The 21,634-nt window shown below is 70.0% G+C and carries 16 protein-coding genes and 2 pseudogenes; 10 read left to right on the forward strand and 8 right to left on the reverse strand.

Annotated features, from left to right (window positions below; genetic code table 11):
- The 5 genes from ACFWSK_RS19650 to ACFWSK_RS19670 form a co-directional block, all read right to left on the reverse strand.
- Positions 1–618, reverse strand: coding sequence for a hypothetical protein (locus tag ACFWSK_RS19650; RefSeq protein ID WP_383787620.1), 618 nt, complete (start codon positions 616–618; stop codon positions 1–3).
- A gap of 95 nt (positions 619–713) precedes the next feature.
- Entirely contained in the window at positions 714–1,193 is a 480-nt protein-coding gene (locus tag ACFWSK_RS19655) for an RICIN domain-containing protein (protein ID WP_383787623.1), read from the reverse strand.
- Between the two features lie 121 nt (positions 1,194–1,314).
- A complete protein-coding gene (locus ACFWSK_RS19660) occupies positions 1,315–2,151 on the reverse strand; it encodes an aldo/keto reductase (RefSeq protein ID WP_383787625.1) in 837 nt (278 codons plus the stop codon).
- A gap of 139 nt (positions 2,152–2,290) precedes the next feature.
- A complete protein-coding gene (locus ACFWSK_RS19665) occupies positions 2,291–4,090 on the reverse strand; it encodes an AMP-dependent synthetase/ligase (protein ID WP_383787719.1) in 1,800 nt (599 codons plus the stop codon).
- Between the two features lie 279 nt (positions 4,091–4,369).
- Complete coding sequence (locus ACFWSK_RS19670; RefSeq protein ID WP_383787628.1) at positions 4,370–5,254, reverse strand: LysR substrate-binding domain-containing protein; 885 nt, start codon at positions 5,252–5,254, stop codon at positions 4,370–4,372.
- Positions 5,255–5,370: 116 nt separating this feature from the next.
- On the opposite strand from ACFWSK_RS19670, the gene ACFWSK_RS19675 reads away from it, so the two are divergent.
- Positions 5,371–6,390 carry a bile acid:sodium symporter family protein gene (locus ACFWSK_RS19675; RefSeq protein WP_383787630.1) on the forward strand — a complete coding sequence of 340 codons (1,020 nt, stop codon included), beginning with the start codon at positions 5,371–5,373 and terminating at the stop codon, positions 6,388–6,390.
- A 170-nt stretch (positions 6,391–6,560) separates the two neighbouring features.
- Here the strand turns inward: ACFWSK_RS19675 and fdhD are convergent, their stop codons facing one another.
- From fdhD to ACFWSK_RS19690, 3 genes and pseudogenes are all read right to left on the reverse strand, one after another.
- Entirely contained in the window at positions 6,561–7,409 is an 849-nt protein-coding gene (gene fdhD, locus ACFWSK_RS19680) for a formate dehydrogenase accessory sulfurtransferase FdhD (protein WP_383787633.1), read from the reverse strand.
- 5 nt (positions 7,410–7,414) lie between these two features.
- A pseudogene (locus ACFWSK_RS19685) lies at positions 7,415–7,739 on the reverse strand (4Fe-4S binding protein); the annotation flags it as partial.
- Between the two features lie 18 nt (positions 7,740–7,757).
- Positions 7,758–7,967 (reverse strand): annotated as a pseudogene (locus ACFWSK_RS19690) (ketopantoate reductase family protein); the annotation flags it as partial.
- Positions 7,968–8,115: 148 nt separating this feature from the next.
- Between ACFWSK_RS19690 and ACFWSK_RS19695 the strand changes: the two are divergent.
- The 9 genes from ACFWSK_RS19695 to ACFWSK_RS19735 all read left to right on the forward strand — a co-directional run bounded on the left by ACFWSK_RS19695 (position 8,116) and on the right by ACFWSK_RS19735 (position 21,548).
- Positions 8,116–9,066 carry a beta-ketoacyl-ACP synthase III gene (locus ACFWSK_RS19695; RefSeq protein ID WP_383787636.1) on the forward strand — a complete coding sequence of 317 codons (951 nt, stop codon included), beginning with the start codon at positions 8,116–8,118 and terminating at the stop codon, positions 9,064–9,066.
- Between the two features lie 64 nt (positions 9,067–9,130).
- Entirely contained in the window at positions 9,131–9,808 is a 678-nt protein-coding gene (locus ACFWSK_RS19700) for a GntR family transcriptional regulator (protein WP_383787639.1), read from the forward strand.
- 276 nt (positions 9,809–10,084) lie between these two features.
- Positions 10,085–11,266 (forward strand): ROK family protein, encoded by a 1,182-nt coding sequence (locus ACFWSK_RS19705; RefSeq protein WP_383787642.1) that lies wholly within the window; start codon positions 10,085–10,087, stop codon positions 11,264–11,266.
- Positions 11,267–11,483: 217 nt separating this feature from the next.
- Positions 11,484–12,983 (forward strand): sugar ABC transporter ATP-binding protein, encoded by a 1,500-nt coding sequence (locus ACFWSK_RS19710; RefSeq protein ID WP_383787644.1) that lies wholly within the window; start codon positions 11,484–11,486, stop codon positions 12,981–12,983.
- Positions 12,980–14,032 (forward strand): ABC transporter permease, encoded by a 1,053-nt coding sequence (locus ACFWSK_RS19715; protein ID WP_383787646.1) that lies wholly within the window; start codon positions 12,980–12,982, stop codon positions 14,030–14,032. Before ACFWSK_RS19710 ends, ACFWSK_RS19715 begins: the two co-directional genes overlap by 4 nt.
- Positions 14,033–14,099: 67 nt before the next feature.
- Complete coding sequence (locus tag ACFWSK_RS19720; protein WP_383787649.1) at positions 14,100–15,143, forward strand: substrate-binding domain-containing protein; 1,044 nt, start codon at positions 14,100–14,102, stop codon at positions 15,141–15,143.
- 71 nt (positions 15,144–15,214) lie between these two features.
- Positions 15,215–16,447, forward strand: a complete 1,233-nt coding sequence (locus tag ACFWSK_RS19725; RefSeq protein WP_383787652.1) for a Gfo/Idh/MocA family protein — start codon at positions 15,215–15,217, stop codon at positions 16,445–16,447.
- A 12-nt stretch (positions 16,448–16,459) separates the two neighbouring features.
- Positions 16,460–17,464 (forward strand): sugar phosphate isomerase/epimerase family protein, encoded by a 1,005-nt coding sequence (locus ACFWSK_RS19730; protein WP_383787654.1) that lies wholly within the window; start codon positions 16,460–16,462, stop codon positions 17,462–17,464.
- A gap of 355 nt (positions 17,465–17,819) precedes the next feature.
- Positions 17,820–21,548 (forward strand): ThuA domain-containing protein, encoded by a 3,729-nt coding sequence (locus ACFWSK_RS19735; protein ID WP_383787656.1) that lies wholly within the window; start codon positions 17,820–17,822, stop codon positions 21,546–21,548.
- Positions 21,549–21,634: the final 86 nt, after the last annotated feature.

The following is a 21,634-nucleotide window of genomic DNA, read 5'->3' on the forward strand; positions in this document are numbered from 1 at the left end:
TCAGTGCCCGCCCCGGGGCTCTACGCAGCCGCCCTCCATGTAGGGACCGTGGGCCTCGACGCTCAGGGGCGGTCCCACGCCGCCGCTGACGCACGGGGCGCCGGGAACCGAGAGGCTGAAGCCGAGCGCGTGGCCGGAGCCGTATACCTGGGTCACTTCGGCCGGATAGCCCAGCCCTTCGAGGACGGCGCGCAGGTCCTGCTCGTTGGAGGGGACGGGCCCGCCGGTCTCGCGCAGGGCGTCGGTGATCCGGTCCGCGTGGGCGTCCCCACGGCACTGCTGTTCGGGACCGAGAGGCGCCTTCTGCTTGAAGGCGTGGTTCTCGCGGTAGCGGGCCGCCTCGGGGTTCTCGGGCTCCGTGGCGCCCTCCGTCGTCCGGTCGGCCGACGGGCTCGGCGCGACGTCCGCGCAACGCGCCGCCACGTCACGGAACTTCTTGTCATGCTGCGCGCGGACGGCCTCCGCCTGCCTCTTCCAGTCCTCCGCCGTGGACGGCCGGGCGCTGGAGGGCGAGGCGGTGCCTGACGGACCGTCGGCCGTGGTCACGCGCGGGGATTCGGTGCCGCAGCCGGTCAGCAGGAGCAGACCGGCCGCGACGGCCAGCGGTAGACGTCTCACGAAGGCACTCCATTCCCGTACGACAGGGGCCTGTCGATTGTGGGACGAGCGGATTGTCGTGGTCATGAGTACGCGTACTCATGACCACGCCCTGTCTACGCGCCGGGGTGCGGCACCGGCTCCAACTGCCACCACTGGCCCGGGGAGTCGGTGTCCTCCCACTGCTGGACGTTGGCCCCGTCCTCGGTGCTTCCTCCGGCCACCTCCAGGACGAGGCCGCTGATGAAGCTGACCAGGGTCACCGTGCCGGGCGCCTCCAGGTGCTGTTCGATCAGCCACTCCTGGGCGCCGAAGTTGTTGGCCCTCCACTGCTGGATGTTGGCACCGTTCTCCGTGGAGGCGTTGGCGACATCCAGCCGTTTGCCGCTGTGGGCGTTGACCAGATGATGCAGTGCCGCGCCGTCGTGCACGGGAGAGATCTGCCAGTGCTGCGAAGGAGACCCGTTCTCCTTGCCCTGCTGCACGTTGGCGCCGCCGCCCTTCGCCGCGCCGTACACCTCCAGCAGGAGGCCGCTGGCCACATTGCGCAGGCGGTACGTGCCCGCTTCGACGACGGGCGCGGTGTCGGCGCTCATGTTCCGTTCTCCTCAGGCGTGTTCGGACGCGGAAGCCAGTATCCACCGGGACCGGACGCACGACGCCGCCACCGGCCCACAGGGGCAGGTGGCGGCGTCGCTTCACCGGTTACCGGGAGGCTCAGGCGTCGTAGTGGAACTCCGCCGGGTCCGGGCCGAGGCGCTTGCCCTCGTCCAGGGCGGCGAACGCGGCCAGGTCGTCGGCGTCCAGCTCGAAGCCGAACACGTCAAGGTTCTCCACGATCCGCGACGGCGTCACGGACTTCGGGATCACCACGTTGCCCGTCTGGATGTGCCAGCGCAGCACCACCTGGGCGGGCGTCCGGCCGTGCTTCCGGGCGATCGCCACGACGGTCGGGACCTCCAGGAGGCCCTTGCCCTGACCCAGCGGCGACCACGCCTCGGTGGCGATGCCGTGCTGGGCGTGGAAGGCACGCAGCTCGGTCTGCTGGAGCTGCGGGTGCAGCTCGACCTGGTTGACCGCGGGGACCACGGAGGTCTCGGCGATCAGACGCTCCAGGTGCGCGGGCAGGAAGTTCGACACGCCGATGGCCTTGGCGCGGCCGTCCGCCTGGATCCTCTCCAGGGCCTTGTACGTGTCCACGTACGTGCCCTTGGACGGCAGCGGCCAGTGGATCAGATACAGGTCGACGTAGTCGAGGCCCAGCTTGTCGAGCGACGCGTCGAACGCGCGCAGCGTCTTGTCGTGGCCCTGCTCGCTGTTCCACAGCTTGGTGGTGACGAACAGCTCGTCACGCGCGACACCGGAGGCGGCGATCGCCTTGCCGGTGCCCACTTCGTTCTCGTAGATCGCGGCGGTGTCGATGCTCCGGTACCCGGACTCGATGGCCGTGGCCACCGCTTTCTCCGCCTCGTCGTCCGGCACCTGCCAGACACCGAAACCGAGCTGCGGCATGTCGACGCCGTTGTTGAGGGTGAGGGAGGGGACCTGGCTCACGAGCAGTCGATCCTTACGTCGTCGGGTGGTACTCCGAGAGTCAACGATCACGGAGGCGTACACATTCCCGCCCGCGTGCGCGGAAATGCGCGACCGGCCCGTGCGGTCAGGTGCTGTGCGACCGTCCTCGGCGAGCGGCTCAGTGATACAGCGCGTCGACCTCGGCCGCGTACGCCGTCTCGATCGCCTTCCGCTTCAGCTTCAGTGAGGGGGTGAGCAGCCCGCGCTCCTCGGTGAACTGGTGCGCCAGTATCCGGAACGTACGGATCGACTCCGCCTGGGACACCGCCGTGTTGGCGGCGACGACCGCGCGGCGGACCTCCATCTCCAGATCCGGGTCGCGCACCAGTTCGCTCGGGCTCAGCAACGGCCGGCCCTGCATGGCGAGCCAGTGCTCCACGGACTCCTGGTCCACGGTGACCAGCGCCGCGATGTACGGACGGTCGTTGCCCACGACGATGCACTGCGCCACCAGCGGATGCGCCCGCACCCGCTCCTCCAGACCGGCGGGCGACACGCTCTTGCCGCCCGAGGTCACCAGGATCTCCTTCTTCCGCCCGGTGATCGTCAGATAGCCGTCCTCGTCGAGCGCGCCGAGGTCGCCCGTGGCCAGCCAGCCGTCGCGGAGCGTCGCGTCGGTGGCCTTCGGGTCGCCCAGATAGCCGGAGAAGATGTTCGCGCCGTGCACCCACACCTCGCCGTCATCGGCGATGTGCACGGTCGTGCCGGGGATCGGCTGCCCGACCGTGCCGTACCGGGTGCGCTCCGGCGGGTTCGCGGTCGCCGCCGCGGTGGACTCGGTGAGGCCGTACCCCTCGTACACGAGCACGCCGGCCCCCGCGAAGAACAGGCCGAGCCTGCGGTCCATCCCGGAACCGCCCGACATCGCGTGCCGCACCCGGCCGCCCATCGCGTCGCGGACCTTCTTGTAGACGATCTTGTCGAAGAACTGGTGCTGCATCCGCAGCCCTGCGGAGGGACCCGGGCCGGTGCCGAACGCACGGTGCTCCATGGCCTCCGCGTACTTCACCGCGATCTCGACGGCCTTCTCGAACGGTCCGAGCCGCCCCTCCGCCTCGGCCTTGCGCCGGGCGCCGCTGAAGACCTTCTCGAAGATGTACGGGACCGCGAGGATGAACGTCGGGCGGAACGAGACCAGGTCCGGCATCAGGGCGCGCGCCGACAGCTCCGGCTGATGGCCCAGCTTCACCCGGCCCCGGAGCGCGGCGATCTCCACCATCCGGCCGAAGACGTGGGCCAGCGGGAGGAAGAGCAGGGTCGCGGCCTCGTCGCCCGGCTTGGAGTGGAACACCGGCTCCCACCGGCTGACCATGGTGTCCGACTCGAACATGAAGTTGGCGTGCGTGATCACGCAGCCCTTGGGGCGGCCCGTGGTGCCCGAGGTGTAGATCACCGTCGCCACCGATTCGGGCGTCACGGCACGGCGGTGCCGGTGCACGACCTCGTCGTCGATCTGCGCGCCCGCCGCGACCAGTTCGCCCACCGCGTCGGAGTCCAGCTGCCACAGCCGCTTCAGATGGGGCAGCCGGTCGACGACCGAGCCGATGGTCATCGCGTGGTCCTCGTGCTCGACCATGACGGCGGTGACCTCGGCGTCGTGGAGCATCCAGAGGACCTGTTCGGCCGATGACGTGGGGTAGACCGGCACGGACTGGGCCCCGACCGTCCACACCGCGAAGTCGAAGAGCGTCCACTCGTAGCGCGTACGGGACATCAGGGCGATGCGGTCCCCGAACCGGACACCGTGCGCGATCAACCCCTTGGCCAGGGCGAGCACCTCGTCGCGGAAGTTCGCGGCGGTGACATCGCGCCAGTGTCCGTCCGCGTCCTTGCGCCCCAGTGCGATCCGGTGCGGATCGTCCTCGGCGTTGTCGAACACGGCATCGGCGAGACCGCCGACGTGGGGGGCGGCCGCCATGGGCGGGACAGTGAATTCGCGCAATGAACTGCTCCTCGTGGCCTCCGCACAGCGCCGCGACGCTACCCCACCGGGCGCCGTCGCGGGAGAGTGTGAAGCCTCCGTAAAGCCTGGCATCTGCTCAGGTCAGCCGCTGAAATCCGGCCAGACGGGCAAGGCCCGGGCAGACTTCCGACCACGGCGTACGGGGCTCGCGCCGGAATCTGCACCGAATCTGTACACCGCGATCACTCCCACTCTGTACGGAGATGCGGCCTTTCCTCACCCGTGCCCAGGCCGTCAGGCGGATTCCCTGCCGCTGATCCCCCGGTGCAGCCGGTCGCCGGCCGCCAGGATCGCCGAGGCCAGCGCGTCCGCCGCTTCCTGTGCCCCGCCCCGGTTCCTGCCGTGCAGCAGGACGAAGTCCACGTCGCCGAGCTCCGGCAGCCCCGCCCTGGCCGGCACCGGCGCCAGTCCGGGCGGGATCAGCCCACGGGTGTGCGCCATGACGCCCAGTCCCGCGCGGGCCGCCGCGATCAGCCCGCTCAGGCTCGTGCTCGTACAGGACACCCGCCAGGACCGGCCGTGCTCCTCCAGGACCTCCAGGGCGCGGGCCCGGGTGATGCCGGGCGGCGGGAAGACGATCAGCGGCACCGGGCGCTCCGGGTCGATCCGCAGCTGCGGCGCGCCGATCCAGGTCAGCGCGTCCCGCCAGACCACCTCGCCGTGCGTGTCGCCGGTGCGCCGCTTGGCCAGCACCAGATCGAGCCGGCCCGCCTCCAACTGCTGGTGCAGGGTCCCCGACAGCTCGACGGTCAGTTCCAGTTCGACTTCCGGGTGGTCGCGGCGGAATGACTCCAGGATCTCCGGAAGCCTGGTGAGGACGAAGTCCTCGGACGCGCCGAACCGCAGCCTGCCGCGCAGCCGGGTGCCGGTGAAGAAGGCCGACGCCCGCTCGTGGGCCCGCAGGATCGACCGGGCGAAGCCGAGCATCGCCTCGCCGTCCTCGGTGAGATCGACGCTGTGGGTGTCCCGGGTGAACAGCTGGCGCCCGGTCGCGTCCTCCAGCCGCCGCACGTGCTGACTGACCGTGGACTGGCGGACGCCGAGCCTGCGGGCAGCCTGCGTGAAGCTCAGCGTCTGCGCGACGGCGAGGAACGTACGGAGCTGGACGGGGTCGTACATGGGCCCAGGTTATCGCGATCCGTGATCACAGTCAGAGCGGTATACCGGATTCCCGATTGCGCTGATCACGAGCACGATGGAGAGGGCACGACCTGACCGAGAGACACGTGGAGCACATGAGCCGCCGCACACCGAAACCGCCGTCCTGGCTGCCGATCGACCCGTACATCCTGGCGCTGATCGGCACGGTCGTGCTCGCGGCGCTGCTGCCCGCGTCCGGAACCGCCGCCGAGGTGGCGGGCGGGGCGTCCACCGGGGCGGTCGCCCTCCTCTTCTTCCTGTACGGAGCCCGGCTCTCCACCGTGGAAGCGCTCGAAGGACTGAAGCACTGGCGCCTCCACCTCACCGTCCTGGTCTGCACGTTCGTCGCGTTCCCGCTGCTCGGACTGGCCGGCGAGGGACTCGTGCCGTACGTGCTGACGCCCCAGCTCCAGGAGGGCCTGCTCTTCCTCTGTCTGGTCCCCTCGACGATCCAGTCCTCGATCGCCTTCACCTCGATCGCCCGCGGCAACGTGCCCGCGGCGATCTGCGCGGGCTCGTTCTCCAGCATCGCCGGGATCCTCCTCACCCCGCTGCTCGCCGCCCTGCTCATCGGGGGGAGCGGCGGGGGGTTCTCGGCCGACGCGCTGCTCAAGATCGTGCTCCAGCTGCTGGTGCCGTTCCTCGCCGGGCAGCTGCTGCGCCGGTGGATCGGCGGCTTCCTCGGCCGGCACAGGAAGGTCCTCGGATTCGTCGACCGCGGCTCGATCCTGCTGGTCGTCTACACGGCGTTCAGCGAGGGCATGGTCGCCGGCATCTGGCACCAGGTCACCCCGGCCCGCCTCGGCGCGCTGCTCGCCACCGAAGCGGTACTGCTCGCGCTGATGCTCACGCTGACCTGGTACGGCGCCAAGCGCCTCGGATTCGACCGGGGGGACCGGATCGCCATCCAGTTCGCCGGCTCCAAGAAGAGCCTGGCGGCCGGACTGCCGATGGCGAGCGTCCTGTTCGGCGCGCACGCGAGCCTCGCGGTACTGCCGCTGATGCTCTTCCACCAGATGCAGCTGATGGTCTGCGCGGTGATCGCGAAGCGGCGCTCACGCGATCCGCTGCCGAAGGACCGGGCGGTGTCGGAGGAGGCCGTCACGGTGGGGTGAGACCGACCACGCTGCCCGGGTAGGAACCATGGCCAGTGGCGACACCGCGTACGAGGACGACTTCCCGGAGTGACCCCACTGGGTGAGCGGGCGCGCGGGGAGGGTCCGGCCGGCGCAGGGGGCGCTCCCCGCCGGCCGGACCCCTGACCCGTGCAGCGGGCAGGACCGCGTCAGCCCTTGTCGGTCGTCGCCTCCAGGGCGATGCGGTGCTCACCCGCGTACACGTTCATGGACGGACCCCGGAGGAAACCGACCAGGGTCAGTCCGGTCTCGGCCGCCAGATCGACGGCCAGCGACGACGGCGCCGAGACGGCGGCGAGCATCGGGATGCCGGCCATCACCGCTTTCTGCGCCAGCTCGAACGACGCCCGCCCCGACACCAGCAGAATCGCCCGTGAGAGCGGCAGCCGGTGGTCGGTGAGGGCCCGGCCGACGAGCTTGTCGACGGCGTTGTGCCGGCCGACGTCCTCCCGGATGTCGAGCAGCTCGCCCTCCTCCGAGAACAACGCCGCCGCGTGCAGACCCCCGGTCCGGTCGAACACCCGCTGTGCCTCGCGCAACCGGTCGGGGAGGCCGGCGAGTAGTCCGGGCGTCACCCGGACCGGGGGAGTATCGGCGACGGGGTGACGCGTCGTGGTGCGGACGGCGTCGAGGCTCGCCTTGCCGCACAGACCGCACGACGACGTGGTGTAGACGTTGCGTTCGAGCGTGATGTCGGGGACCACGACGCCCGCCGCGAGTTTCACGTCGACCACGTTGTACGTGTTGACCCCGTCGGCCGTCGCCCCGGCGCAGTACACGATCGACCGCACCTCGGAGCCTTCACCGATGACGCCCTCGCTCACCAGGAAGCCCGCCGCCAGCGCGAAGTCGTCGCCGGGGGTGCGCATCGTGATGGCGAGCGGCTTGCCGTTCAGCCGGATCTCCAGCGGTTCCTCGGCGACCAGTGTGTCGGGGCGGGTGGAGACCGCTCCGTCCCGGATGCGGATGGTGCGGCGGCGCTCGGTGACCCGTCCCATGGCGCTTAAACCCGATTCTGTACGTGTTGGTAGCCGAAACGGCCCTTGATGCAGAGGTTGCCGCGGGTCCCCGGATTGTCGTGCGGCGAGGTGACCTTGACGATCTCATTGTCCTGCACATGGAGGGTGACGTTGCAGCCCACGCCGCAGTACGCGCAGACGGTGGTGGTCTCGGTCTGGGCCGGCTCGGGTGCCGGCCGCGCGCATGTCGAACTCGCTCTTGAAGGAGAGCGCCCCGGTGGGGCAGACCTCGATGCAGTTGCCGCAGTAGACGCACGCGGAATCGGTCAGCGGGGCGTCGTGCTCGGTGGAGATACGGGCGTCGAAACCGCAGGGTCGGGATGTGGTGAAGTCACCGCGCGGGCTGAGGACGCGTACACCGTCACGGCGCATGGCCGCGAGATGTGGTCCCCGGGCGATCAGATGGACCTCGGCGCCGGCGCGGTGGAGCGCGGCCCCGACATAGGCGCCGATGGCTCCGGCACCGACAACTGCGACTTTCACGGGGCTCTCCGTTCGGTGAGAGGACCGAGCGAGGGTGTCAAGTCGACAGAATATTGTCTACAGTATGCCTTCTGGAGGGTCAAGGCTGTTGTCAAGGCTCCAACCCCTGGCCCGGAATCCTGTGGGGTTACGTGTCCTCGTACCGGGCGGTAGCGACCAAGACTGGATGGTTCCTGCCATACGTAACGAGGGGAACCCGTACATGACCGGCTCACGTGTCGTGGCGCTCGGCCACTATCAGCCCGCCAAGGTGCTCACCAATGACGATCTGGCCGCCATGGTCGACACCAGCGACGAGTGGATCACCAGCCGGGTCGGCATCAAGACCCGCCACGTGGGGGGTCCCGACGAGCCGGTGGACGAGATGGCCGCACACGCGGGAGCCAAGGCACTGGCCGCGGCCGGCCTGCAGCCCTCGGACATCGATATGGTCCTCGTGGCCACGTCCACGGCCATAGACCGCTCGCCGAGCATGTCCGCACGGGTCGCGGCGCGGCTCGGTATGGGCTCGCCCGCGGTGATGGACATCAACGTGGTCTGTTCCGGCTTCACGCACGCCCTTGCGACCGCGGATCACGCGATCAGGGCCGAGGCCGCCACCCGGGTCCTCGTCATCGGCGCCGACAAGATGGCCGACATCGCCGACTGGACCGACCGCACCACCTGCGTCCTGCTCGGCGACGGGGCGGGCGCGGCGGTCGTCGTCGCGGATTCCGGGACGACTGACCGGCCAGGGATCGGCCCGGTCCTCTGGGGCTCGGTGCCGGAGATGGGCAACGCCGTACGCATCGAGGGCACGCCCCCGCGCTTCGCCCAGGAGGGGCAGTCCGTCTACCGCTGGGCCACCACGCAGCTGCCGCCGATTGCCCGCAAGGTGTGCGAAAAGGCAGGAATCGCCCCCGAGGACCTCGCCGCGGTAGTGCTGCATCAAGCCAATTTGAGGATCATCGAACCGGTCGCGAAGAAGATCGGTGCGGTCAACGCGATCATCGCCCGGGATGTGGTGGATTCAGGCAACACGTCCGCCGCTTCCATCCCGATGGCACTGTCCAAGCTGGTGGAGCGCGGGGAGATCGAGAGCGGTGCTCCGGTACTGCTTTTCGGCTTCGGTGGCAATCTCTCGTACGCCGGTCAAGTGATCAGCTGCCCCTGACCCGCATTGTGCTCGGTAGACTGTAGACGATAAGCAATTGCTCGTCGCCTGGAGGGGGACCGCGATGTTGTCCACAGGACTGCCGCAAGGGGCCGTGCCGAAGCTGGAACGGCCCGGTCCGCTGCGCGAGCGCGTCTACGAGGCGCTGCTCGAACTGATCACCACGCGAGCGCTGCGACCCGGCCAGCACCTGGTCGAGAGCGAACTCGCGGGGCATCTCGGGGTGTCCAGGCAGCCGGTGCGCGAAGCGCTCCAGCGGCTGAACACCGAGGGCTGGGTCGACCTGCGCCCCGCGCAGGGTGCCTTCGTCCACGAGCCGACCGAGCAGGAGGCGGATCAACTGCTGTCGGTCCGTACGCTCCTGGAGGCCGAGGCGGCCAGACTCGCCGCCGCCAACTCGGGCACGGCCGGCATCGCGGTGCTCGAAGAGCTCTGCGCCAAGGGCGAGCAGGCCGCGGCCGACGACGACGTGGACCTGGCGGTCGCCACCAACGCCGCCTTCCACGCCAAGGTCATGGAGCTGGCCGGCAACGTCGTGCTCGCCGAACTGGCCGGTCAGGTGGACCGCAGGGTCCGCTGGTACTACACGCCGGTGGCCCGTCAGCGCGGTACCCAGTCGTGGATCGAGCACCGCGCGCTGATCGCGGCGATCTCCTCGCGGGACGAGCGGCGGGCCACGGAGGTCATGCGCGCGCACACGGAGCACACGCGGGAGACGTACCACCGGCGCGAAGAGGCATAGAAGAGTCGTGGTGCGGGTGTGCGGCGCAACGCCGTAGCGCGCTCGCGGCACACCGCCGGACCTGACTGATGGGGCATCGGGACCTCCCGGTGCCCCATCGGCGTGTCCGAACCCGTACCGCCCCGCCCGGGGAGCGGTCGCCTCCTTTGTCCTGGGTGTGGAGAAAGTTGGAGCGGATTGCTGCGCAACTTCTTCCCACTCCGGGAAAGCGCTGCTACGTTCCCCTCCAAAGCCCGACGGACTGTCCGATGTGGCGGGGAGGGACGTGTGAGACGCATGACGGCTCGGCCCGCGAACGCGCATCAGGCGCGACTGCTACGGCTGTTGCGCGACGGCGGTCCCAACTCCCGTGCTCAGCTGGGCGACGAGGTCGACCTCTCGCGCTCCAAGCTCGCCGTCGAGGTGGACCGGCTGCTGGAGACCGGCCTCGTGGTGGCCGACGGACTCGCCGCCTCGCGCGGCGGGCGCCGCTCCCACAACATCCGGCTCGCTCCGGCACTGCGGTTCCTCGGTGTCGACATCGGCGCCACGTCCATCGATGTGGCCGTCACCAACGCCGAGTTGGAGGTCCTCGGGCACCTCAACCAACCCATGGACGTACGCGAAGGTCCCGTCGCCGTCTTCGAGCAGGTGCTGTCGATGGCGGCCAAGCTCCGGGCCTCCGGGCTCGCCGAGGGCTTCGACGGCGCGGGCATCGGCGTACCAGGACCCGTCCGCTTCCCCGAAGGCATACCGGTCGCGCCGCCGATCATGCCCGGCTGGGACGGTTTCCCGGTCCGCGAGGCGCTCAGCCAGGAACTGGGCTGCCCCGTCATGGTCGACAACGACGTGAACCTCATGGCGATGGGGGAGCAGCACGCGGGCGTCGCACGCTCCGTGGGCGACTTCCTCTGCGTCAAGATCGGTACGGGTATCGGCTGCGGCATCGTCGTCGGCGGCGAGGTCTACCGCGGTACGACGGGCAGCGCCGGGGACATCGGCCACATCCAGGTGGAACCGGACGGCCGGGCCTGCGCCTGTGGCAACCGGGGCTGCCTGGAGGCCCACTTCAGCGGCGCGGCGCTCGCCCGCGACGCGGAGGACGCGGCGCGCTCCGGGCAGTCGGCGGAGCTCGCGGCCCGGCTGGAGGCGGCCGGGAGACTCAACGCCGTCGACGTCGCCGCCGCCGCGGCGGCCGGTGACGCCGCCGCCCTCGACCTGATCCGTGAGGGTGGCAACAGGGTCGGCCAGGTCATCGCCGGACTCGTCAGCTTCTTCAACCCGGGCCTGGTGGTGATCGGCGGCGGAGTGACCGGCCTCGGGCACAACCTGCTCGCCAGTGTCCGTACCCAGGTCTACCGGCAGTCGCTGCCGCTCGCCACCGGCAACCTCCCCATCGTCCTGGGGGAGTTGGGACCGGCCGCCGGAGTCATCGGCGCCGCCCGGCTCATCAGCGACCACCTGTTCTCACCGGCCTGATCCCCGGACCGGTCGCACGACAGCACGTCCGCACGAGAGCACGTCCAGTACCTCCCGTATCCCCCGTACCTCGCCCTGCCCGCTCACCGGTCCCGCACCGAGGGGATTTGTCATGGCACCAGAACCGGCATCAGCGTCGGTACCGGCACCGGAACCAGCACGTGTTCCGAACCCGGAAACAGCAGCGGAACCAGCACCGGAACGCCCCCTGCTCACCATGTCCGGCATCACCAAGTCCTTCCCCGGCGTGCGCGCCCTCGACGGCGTGGACCTGGAAGTACTGGCCGGCGAAGTCCACTGCCTCCTAGGGCAGAACGGCGCCGGCAAGTCCACCCTCATCAAGGTGCTGGCCGGGGCCCACCAGCCCGACGGCGGCGAGATCACCTGGCGCGGCGCACCCGTCGCGCTCAGGTCGCCCATCGCCGCCATGCGCCTCGGGATCGCCACCATCTACCAGGAACTCGACCTGGTCGAGGGCCTGTCGGTGGCCGAGAACATCTTCCTCGGGCACGAACCGACGACCGCGGGCTTCGTCGTCCGCACCCGCGAAGCGCGCACGGCGGCGGGCGAACACCTCAAACGGCTCGGCCACCCGGAGATCGACCCCGCCCGCGCGGTCGGCGAGCTCTCCGCCGCCCAGCAGCAGATCGTCTCCATGGCGCGGGCGCTCTCCCACGACGTACGCCTCATCGTGATGGACGAACCGTCGGCCGCCCTCGACCCGGACGAGGTCGACAACCTCTTCCGTATCGTCGACGGGCTCACCGCCGAAGGCGTCGCCGTCGTCTACATCTCCCACCGGCTGGAGGAGATCCGCCGGATCGGCGACCGGGTGACCGTCCTCAAGGACGGCCGGGCCGTCGCCGTGGGGCTCCCCGCCAAGTCCACACCGACGCGCGACATCGTTGCCATGATGACCGGCCGCAACGTCGAGTACGTCTTCCCCGAACGGACCGGGACCCCGGCCGGGCGCACCGCCGCCCAGCCCGTGCTGACCGTCGAAGGGCTGTCCAGGGAGGGCGAGTTCGAACCGCTCGACCTCGAACTGCGGCCCGGCGAGATCGTCGGCCTGGCCGGACTCGTCGGCTCGGGACGTTCCGAGATCCTGGAAACGGTCTTCGGTGCACGCAGGCCCACCACGGGCCGGGTCACCGTCGACGGAAAGCCGCTGCGTCCCGGCAGCGTCCGCGCCGCGGTGGCCGCCGGAATCGGTCTGGCCCCCGAGGAACGCAAGGCGCAGGCCCTCCTGCTGACCGAATCGGTCACCCGCAACGTCTCCGTCTCCTCCCTCTCCCGTTTCGCCCGCGCCGGCTGGCTCGACCGGGGCGCCGAACGGCGGGCGGCCAGGACCGCCACCCGGGAGCTCTCCCTGCGGCCCGACAACCCGGACGCGGCCGTCCGTACCCTCTCCGGCGGCAACCAGCAGAAAGCGGTCCTGGCCCGCTGGCTGCTGCGCGGCTGCCGGGTCCTGCTCCTCGACGAACCCACCCGCGGTGTCGACGTCGGCGCCCGCGCCGAGCTGTACGCCGTGATCCGCCGGCTGGCCGACGACGGCCTCGCCGTCCTGCTCGTCTCCAGCGAGGTACCCGAAGTGCTGGGCCTCGCCGACCGGGTGCTGGTGCTCCGCGAGGGACGCGTCGTGCACGCGGCCGACGCGCAGGAGCTCGACGAGCACCGCGTACTCGATCTCGTGATGGAAGGGAGCCCGGCATCATGACGCAGCCCGTCTCTTCGGCGCAGCACAACGGGCCGGACAAGGGGGTCCTGACCGGCCCGGCCGCAGCCCCGCCCTCGAAGAAGGAGGGAGGGCCGCGCGCGTTCGGTCTGCGCGCCGACGTCCGCAACCTGTCGCTGCTCGGCGTACTCGCCGTACTGATCGCCGTCGGCGGCATCACCGAGCCCGAAGCCTTCCTGGACACCGGGAACCTTCAGCTGATCCTCACGCAGGCGTCCGTCATCGGAGTCGTCACCGTCGGCATGACCTTCGTCATCACCAGCGGCGGCATCGACCTGTCGGTCGGTGCGATGGTGGCGCTCGCCTCCGTCTGGGCGACGACCCTGGCCACCCAGGAGTACGGCTTCGCCGGCATCCTCTTCACCGCCGTGATCGTCGGACTCGCGGCCGGACTCGTCAACGGGCTCCTCATCGCGTACGGCGGTATGGTCCCGTTCATCGCGACGCTGGCCATGCTCGCCTCGGCCCGCGGGCTGGCGCTCCAGATCACCGACGGCAAGACACAGATCGTCACCGTGCAGTCCGTCCTCGACCTGGGCCTGCCCGACTCCTACATCCTGGGAATCCCGCCGCTGGTCCTGGTCTTCGCCGCGGTCACCGTCGTCGGCTGGCTGATCCTTAACCGGACGACCTTCGGACGGCGTACGGTCGCCGTCGGCGGCAACGCGGAAGCGGCCCGGCTGGCCGGCATCGACGTGCGCCGCCAGCGGCTCTACCTCTACCTGCTCTCCGGACTCTGCTGCGGCATCGCCGCCTTCATGCTGATCATCCTGTCCGGCTCGGGCCAGAACACCAACGGCAACCTCTACGAGCTCGACGCCATCGCCGCGGCCATCATCGGCGGCACCCTCCTCAGCGGCGGGCGCGGCACCATCGTCGGCTCCGTGCTGGGTGTCCTCGTCTTCACCACGATCACCAACATCTTCGCGCTCAACAATCTGCAGAGCGATGTCCAGCAGATCGCCAAGGGCGCGATCATCGTCGCCGCCGTCCTGGTCCAGCGCCGCACGCTGCGCAACGGAGAGACCTGATCCAGGGGTTCTCCCCACCACCACCCGCTGTTCCGTACGCACCGCCCGGATGAAGGGTTTGACAGCCATGCCAGAAACCAGCCGCAGAGGACTGCTCTTCGGCACCGCAGCCGTCTCCGCGGGCGCCCTCCTCACCGCCTGCACCAGCAACGAGCCCAAGTCCACCGGCAACGCCGCCGCCCAGAGCAATCAGCCCGCCGCCGACGACAAGCCGGGCAAGGCCGTCACGATCGGCTTCGCAGGACCGCAGGCCGACCACGGCTGGCTCAACGCGATCAACGTGAACGCCAAGTCGCGGGCGGAGAAGTACTCCGAGGTGACCCTGGAGATCACCGAGGGGTCCAACGACACGGCCGTCCAGATCGGCCAGGTCAAGACCCTCATCAACAAGAAGGTCGACGTCCTCGTCATCCTGCCCGCGGACGGCAAGGCGCTCACCCAGGTGGGCCTCGAAGCGATGAGGGCGGGCATCCCCGTCATCAACCTCGACCGCATCTTCGCCTCCCCGCAGGCGTACCGCTGCTGGGTCGGCGGTGACAACTACGGTATGGGGCTGAACGCCGGTCACTACATCGGCGAGCAGCTCAAGGGGAAGTCGAGCGCCAAGGTCGTCGAGCTGGCCGGCATCGACAGCCTGGAACTCACCAAGCAGCGCAGCCAGGGCTTCGCCGACGCGCTCAAGAACTACTCCAACATCGAGCTGGTGGCCCGTCAGGCCGCCGACTTCACCGTCGAGTCGGGGCAGGCCAAGATGGCCCAGCTCCTCCAGGCGCAGAAGAAGATCGACGCCCTGTGGAACCACGACGACGACCAGGGGGTCGGAGCGCTGCGGGCCATCCAGCAGGCGGGCCGCGACGAGTTCGTCATGGTCGGCGGGGCCGGGGCCAAGTCGGCGATGGACGCCATCAGGGCCGACAACAGCGTCCTCAAGGCCACCGTCCTGTATCCGCCGACGATGGCCGCGTCCGCCATCGACCTGGCGCGCGCCCTGGGGCAGAGCAAGGGCATCGGGGGCCTGTCCGAACTGGAGATCCCGACCTCGCTCACCCTCTACTCGGCCGTGGTCACCAAGGAGAACATCGACCAGTACCTGCCGACGGGCTTCAGCTGATCCGGACGTAGGAGGGGGCTGACCGCCCCTCCTGCCGCGCCCACCGAACGACCGACGAGGAGGAAGCCCGGATGGCCCGTAGGGAAGAGACGGAGCAGGAGGCCGCAGCGCCGCCGAGACAGGCGCCGGACACGGCGACGCTCGGAGTCGGCATGGTCGGATACGCGTTCATGGGCGCCGCCCACTCACAGGGGTGGCGCACTGCAGGACACGTCTTCGACCTGCCGATGCGGCCCGCTCTCGCCGCGATCTGCGGACGCGACCGGAGCGCGGTCGACGCCGCCGCCGCCAGACACGGCTGGGCGGCGGCGGAGACCGACTGGCGTGCGCTGATCGCCCGGGACGACGTGCAGCTCGTGGACATCTGCACGCCGGGCGACAGCCATGCGGAGATCGCCATCGCCGCCCTGGAGGCGGGCAAGCACGTGCTGTGCGAGAAGCCGCTCGCCAACACGGTCGCCGAGGCGGAGGCCATGGTGGCGGCCGCGGAACGGGCCGCCACGCGGGGGCAGGTGGCCATCGTGGGCTTCAACTACCGCAAGGTGCCCGCGATCACCTACGCCCGCACACTGATCGCGGAGGGCCGGCTCGGCGCCCTGCGGCACGTACGGGCCACCTACCTCCAGGACTGGCTGGTCGACCCCGAATCGCCCCTGACCTGGCGGCTCAAGCGCGAGCGCGCCGGTTCCGGCGCGCTGGGGGACCTGGGGGCGCACATCGTGGACCTCGCCCAGTACCTGACGGGGGAACTGCTGGTAGGGGTGTCGGCGGTCAGCGAGACGTTCGTACGCAGCCGGCCCGTCCTGGCCGGTCCGGGGGCCGGGCTTTCGGGGGCCGGTGACAGTACCGCGCGGGGGGCGGTCACCGTCGACGACGCGGCTCTGTTCACCGGCCGGCTCGCCTCCGGGGCGCTGGCCTCCTTCGAGGCGACCCGGATGGCCGCGGGCCGCAAGAACGCGTTGCGCCTGGAGATCAACGGAGAGCTCGGCTCGCTCGCCTTCGATCTGGAACGGCTCAACGAACTCTCCTTCCACGACCACACCGAACCGGCGGTCAGTGCGGGATTCCGGCGCATCCTCGTCACCGAACCCGAGCACCCCTACCTGGAGGCGTGGTGGCCGCCGGGCCACGGCCTCGGCTACGAGCACACCTTCGTCCACCAGGCCGCGGACGTCGTGCGCACGATCGCCGCGGGGTCGGCGCCCATGCCGTCCTTCGCGGACGGGCTCCAGGTGCAGCGGGTGCTCGCCGCCGTCGAGGAGAGCGCCGAGAAGAACTCCGTCCACACCCCGGTTTCGTTCTAGGAGGTCCTGCGCATGCCCCGTCCCTTCACGCTCTTCACCGGTCAGTGGGCCGACCTGCCGCTGGAGGAGGTCTGCCGCCACGCCAGGGACTTCGGTTACGACGGGCTCGAACTCGCCTGCTGGGGCGACCACTTCGAGGTCGACAGGGCGCTCGCCGACCCCGGCTACCTGGACGGGCGGCACGAACTGCTCGAGAAGTACGGACTCACCTGCTACGCGATCTCCAACCACCTGGTCGGGCAGGCCGTCTGCGACAACCCGATCGACGAGCGTCACCAGGCGATCCTGCCGGCCAGGATCTGGGGCGACGGCGAGCCCGAAGGCGTACGCGGGCGGGCAGCCGAGGAGATCAAGAACACCGCGCGCGCCGCCGCGGCCTTCGGCGTGCAGACCGTCATCGGCTTCACCGGGTCGTCGATCTGGCACCTGGTCGCGATGTTCCCGCCCGTACCGCCGCACATGATCGAACGCGGCTACGAGGACTTCGCCGAGCGCTGGAACCCGATCCTCGACGTCTTCGACGCGGAGGGGGTGCGCTTCGCCCACGAGGTGCATCCCAGTGAGATCGCGTACGACTACTGGACGACGAAGCGTGCCTTGGAGGCCGTGGACCACAGGCCGGCGTTCGGGCTGAACTTCGACCCGAGCCACTTCGTGTGGCAGGACCTCGATCCGGTCGGGTTCCTGTACGACTTCCGGGACCGGATCTACCACGTGGACTGCAAGGAGGCGCGCAAGCGCCTCGACGGGCGCAACGGCAGGCTCGGCTCGCACCTGCCGTGGGGCGATCCCAGGCGCGGCTGGGACTTCGTCTCGGCGGGTCATGGCGACGTCCCCTGGGAGGACGTCTTCCGGATGCTGCGGTCCATCGGGTACGACGGGCCCGTCTCCGTCGAGTGGGAGGACGCGGGGATGGACCGGCTGACGGGCGCCCCGGAAGCGCTTGCTTCGCTGAAGCGGTTCGATTTCGACCCGCCGGCCTCGTCGTTCGACGCGGCGTTCGGCAGCGCGGACTGAGTCACCCCGGGGGTGCCGCCCACCGGGGGCGCCGCCCCCGGACCCCCGCTCCCCAATCGCCTGAGCGGCCCAGAAGACGTCCTCGAACGCCCGTTCAAGCCGGCCCGGCGATCGAGGGCATCCTTCGCTCCGTGCTGCCCGGAACCCGCTTTGTCCTGCCGCGGGAAGAAGGTCAACTTACTTGCTGCGCAAGGGCTTTCCGTCCCGGACGAACAGGTCTACCGTCCCATTGGTGTACACGACACGACTCGCGTCGGTGGAGCCCGTCCGGCCCCACTGACATGCGCGGCAGTCCCCGCGCTGCACGGCCACGGCTCCACCCGCCCGTACAACCGGCACTCTCCGGAGGACACTCGTGCACAGAACCCGAACCCGATATCGAGGCCGACAGCACACCGGATTCCGCAAGTCCCTCGCCCTGCTGACCGGCGGTCTGCTGACCGCGACGACCCTCGCCCTCGGAGTCGCCCCCGGCGCCTCGGCCGGACCGCGTACCCAGCACGCCGCCGCCGACGCGGCCGCCGAGGACTTCCAGCAGGTCACGCTCGCCAAGGGCGGCGCCGAGACCGGTGAGCCCATGTCGCTGGCCGTCCTCCCCGACCGCAGCGTCCTGCACACCTCGCGCAGCGGCGAGCTGCGCATCACCGACAGTGCGGGCAACACGAGGGTCGCCGGCACCATCCCCGTCTACTCGCACGACGAGGAAGGGCTCCAAGGCGTCGGAATCGACCCCGACTTCAGCGACAACCGGGCGATCTACCTCTACTACGCGCCGCCGCTGGACACCCCCGCCGGTGATGCCCCGGCCAACGGGACCGCCGCGGAGTTCGCCAAGTACGACGGGGTGAACCGGCTCTCGCGCTTCGTGCTCAACGCGGACGGAACCCTCGACAACGCCAGCGAGAAGAAGATCATCGACATCCCCGCCACCCGCGGGATCTGCTGCCACGTGGGCGGCGACATCGACTTCGACGCGCAGGGCAACCTCTACCTCTCGACGGGCGACGACTCCAACCCGTTCTCCTCGGACGGCTTCACCCCCATCGACGAGAGCCCGGACCGCAACCCGGCGTACGACGCGCGGCGCACCTCCGGCAACACCAACGACCTGCGCGGCAAGATCCTCCGGATCAAGGTCGCCGCGGACGGTTCGTACACCGTGCCCGAGGGCAATCTCTTCGCACCCGGTACGGACAGGACGCGGCCCGAGATCTACGCGATGGGTTTCCGCAACCCGTTCCGCTTCTCCGTCGACAAAGCGACCGGCATCCTCTACGTCGGTGACTACGGCCCCGACGCCGGTGCCGCCGACCCGGCGCGCGGACCGGCCGGACAGGTCGAGTTCGCCAGGGTGACGAAGCCCGGAAACTTCGGATGGCCGTTCTGTACGGGTGACAACGACCCCTACGTCGACTACGACTTCGCCACCAGGACATCCGGCGCCGCCTTCGACTGCGCCGCACCGAAGAACACCTCGCGGCACAACACGGGACTGGTCGACCTGCCGCCGGCGGAGACCGCCTGGATTCCGTACGACGGTGGCTCCCTGCCCGAGTTCGGCAGCGGCTCCGAGTCCCCGATGGGCGGGCCCGTCTACCACTACGACCCGGACCTGGACTCGCCGGTGAAGTTCCCCGAGGCGTACGACGGGGACTTCTTCGCCGGAGAGTTCGGCCGCCGCTGGATCAAGCGCATCGAGCACGACAGCAACGGTGCCGTCCAGTCGATCAACCCCATTCCGTGGACCGGCACGCAGGTCATGGACATGGCCTTCGGACCGGACGGGGCGCTGTACGTCCTGGACTACGGCACCGCCTGGTTCGGCGGGGACGAGAACGCCGGTCTCTACCGCATCGAGAACGCCACCGGCGGACGTTCACCCGTCGCCGAGGCGAGCTCGAACAAGACCTCCGGCACCGCGCCGCTCAGGGTCGCCTTCTCCTCGGCCGGCACGGCCGACGCGGACGGCGACGCCCTCACCTACGCCTGGGACTTCGGCGACGGCGGAAAGTCGACCAGCGCCAATCCCACGTACACGTACAAGAAGAACGGAACCTACACCGCGACCGTCACCGCCAAGGACCCGAGCGGCCGAACCGGTTCGGCGAGCGTCCACGTGACCGTCGGCAACACCGCCCCGACCGTGAAGCTCCAACTGCCGGCCGAAGGACAGCTGTTCACGTTCGGTGACGAGATTCCCTTCAAGGTCACCGTCACCGACCCCGAGGACGGCACCGTCGACTGCTCCAAGGTCGCGGTCCGGTTCATCCTCGGCCACGACAGCCACGGCCACCCCGTCACCACGGTCAACGGCTGCACCGGCGTCATCAAGACCGAGGCGGACGGCGGGCACGACCCGAACGCCAACATCTTCGGAGTCATCGACGCCTCCTACACCGACGGCGGAGGCGGCGGCCAGGCCGCGCTGACCGGCAGCGACCAGGCCCAGCTCCAGCCGCGCCACCGCCAGGCGGAGCACTACAGCGCCCAGTCCGGTGTCGCACCGCAGGACAAGGCGAGCGCGCACGGCGGCAAGACCGTCGGGGACATCCACAACAACGACTGGATCTCCTTCGAGCCCTACCTGCTGACCGGCTCCACCAAGCTCACCGCCCGGATCTCCTCCGCCGGAGCGGGCGGCTCCCTCGAAGTGCGCACGGGCTCGCCCAGCGGCACCCTGCTGGGCTCCACCACCGTCCCGGTGACGGGCAGCTGGGACACCTTCCAGGACGTCGACGTCTCCCTGCGCAACGTCCCCAAGCGGACCACGGAACTCTTCCTGGTCTTCAAGGGCGGCAGCGGAGCGCTCTACGACGTCGACGACTTCCAGCTGTCGTCGGCCGCACCCGGCGCGGGCGCCAAGCGGGTCCTGGTCTTCTCCAAGACCGGCGGCTTCCGCCACGACTCCATCCCCGCGGGTATCACCGCGCTGAAGGAGATCGGCGCCGAGAGCGGCATCACCGTCGACGCGACCGAGGCGGCCGGGCAGTTCACCCCGGCCAACCTGGCACGCTACGACTCCGTCGTCTTCCTCTCCACGACCGGTGACGTCCTCAACAGCGACCAGCAGAAGGCGTTCGAGGACTACGTGGCCGACGGGGGCGGATACATGGGCGTCCACGCCGCCGCCGACACCGAGTACGACTGGGAGTTCTACGGCGGGCTCGTCGGCGCGTACTTCGCCTCGCACCCCCAGATCCAGCCCGCCACCGTACGGGTGGAGAACCACGACCACCCGGCGACGGCCCACCTGGACGAGGCGTGGGACCGCACCGACGAGTGGTACGACTACCGCACCAACCCCCGGGACAAGGCCCAGGTGCTCGCCACGCTGGACGAGACCAGCTACACCGGCGGCACGATGAAGGGCGACCACCCGATCTCCTGGTGCCAGACCTACCAGGGCGGCCGCTCCTTCTACACCGGGCTCGGCCACACCAAGGAGTCGTACGCCGAACCGGACTTCCGCAAGCACCTCCTGGGCGCCATGCGCTACACCACCGGTCAGGCCACGGCCGACTGCAGGCCCGACACCGGCTACCGGACGATCTTCAACGGGAAGACGCTCGACGGCTGGAAGCAGGCGGGCCCCGGAACGTTCGACGTCGCCGACGGCGAGCTTCGCACCGAGGGCGGCATGGGGATGCTCTGGTACCAGGCCAAAGAGCTGAAGTCCTACTCCCTGAAGCTCGACTGGAAGATGGCCGGCGACGACAACTCCGGAATCTTCGTCGGCTTCCCGGCCTCCGACGACCCCTGGTCCGCCGTGAACAACGGCTACGAGGTCCAGATCGACGCCACCGACGCGGCCGACCGCACCACGGGAGCCGTCTACGGCTTCAAGTCAGCCGACCTCGCCGCCCGTGACCGGGTCCTCAAGCCGCCGGGGGAGTGGAACAGCTACGAGATCCGGGTCGAGGGCGAACGCCTCCGGGTCTTCCTCAACGGCGTGAAGATCAACGACTACACCAACACCGATCCGGTCCGCAGCCTGAAGAACGGCTACATCGGCCTCCAGAACCACGGAGCCGACGACCAGGTGTCCTTCCGCGACATCCGGCTGAAGCAGCTGCCCTCGACGTAGGGCCGCCCCGACCGACGGCGGGCGGGGGAGTCCGAGGCCCCCGCCCGCCGTCCTCCACCCGGCACCGCAGCCCCGCCTCGTACACC

It is taken from the genome of Streptomyces sp. NPDC058620 (assembly GCF_042717135.1).
GTDB lineage: Bacteria > Actinomycetota > Actinomycetes > Streptomycetales > Streptomycetaceae > Streptomyces.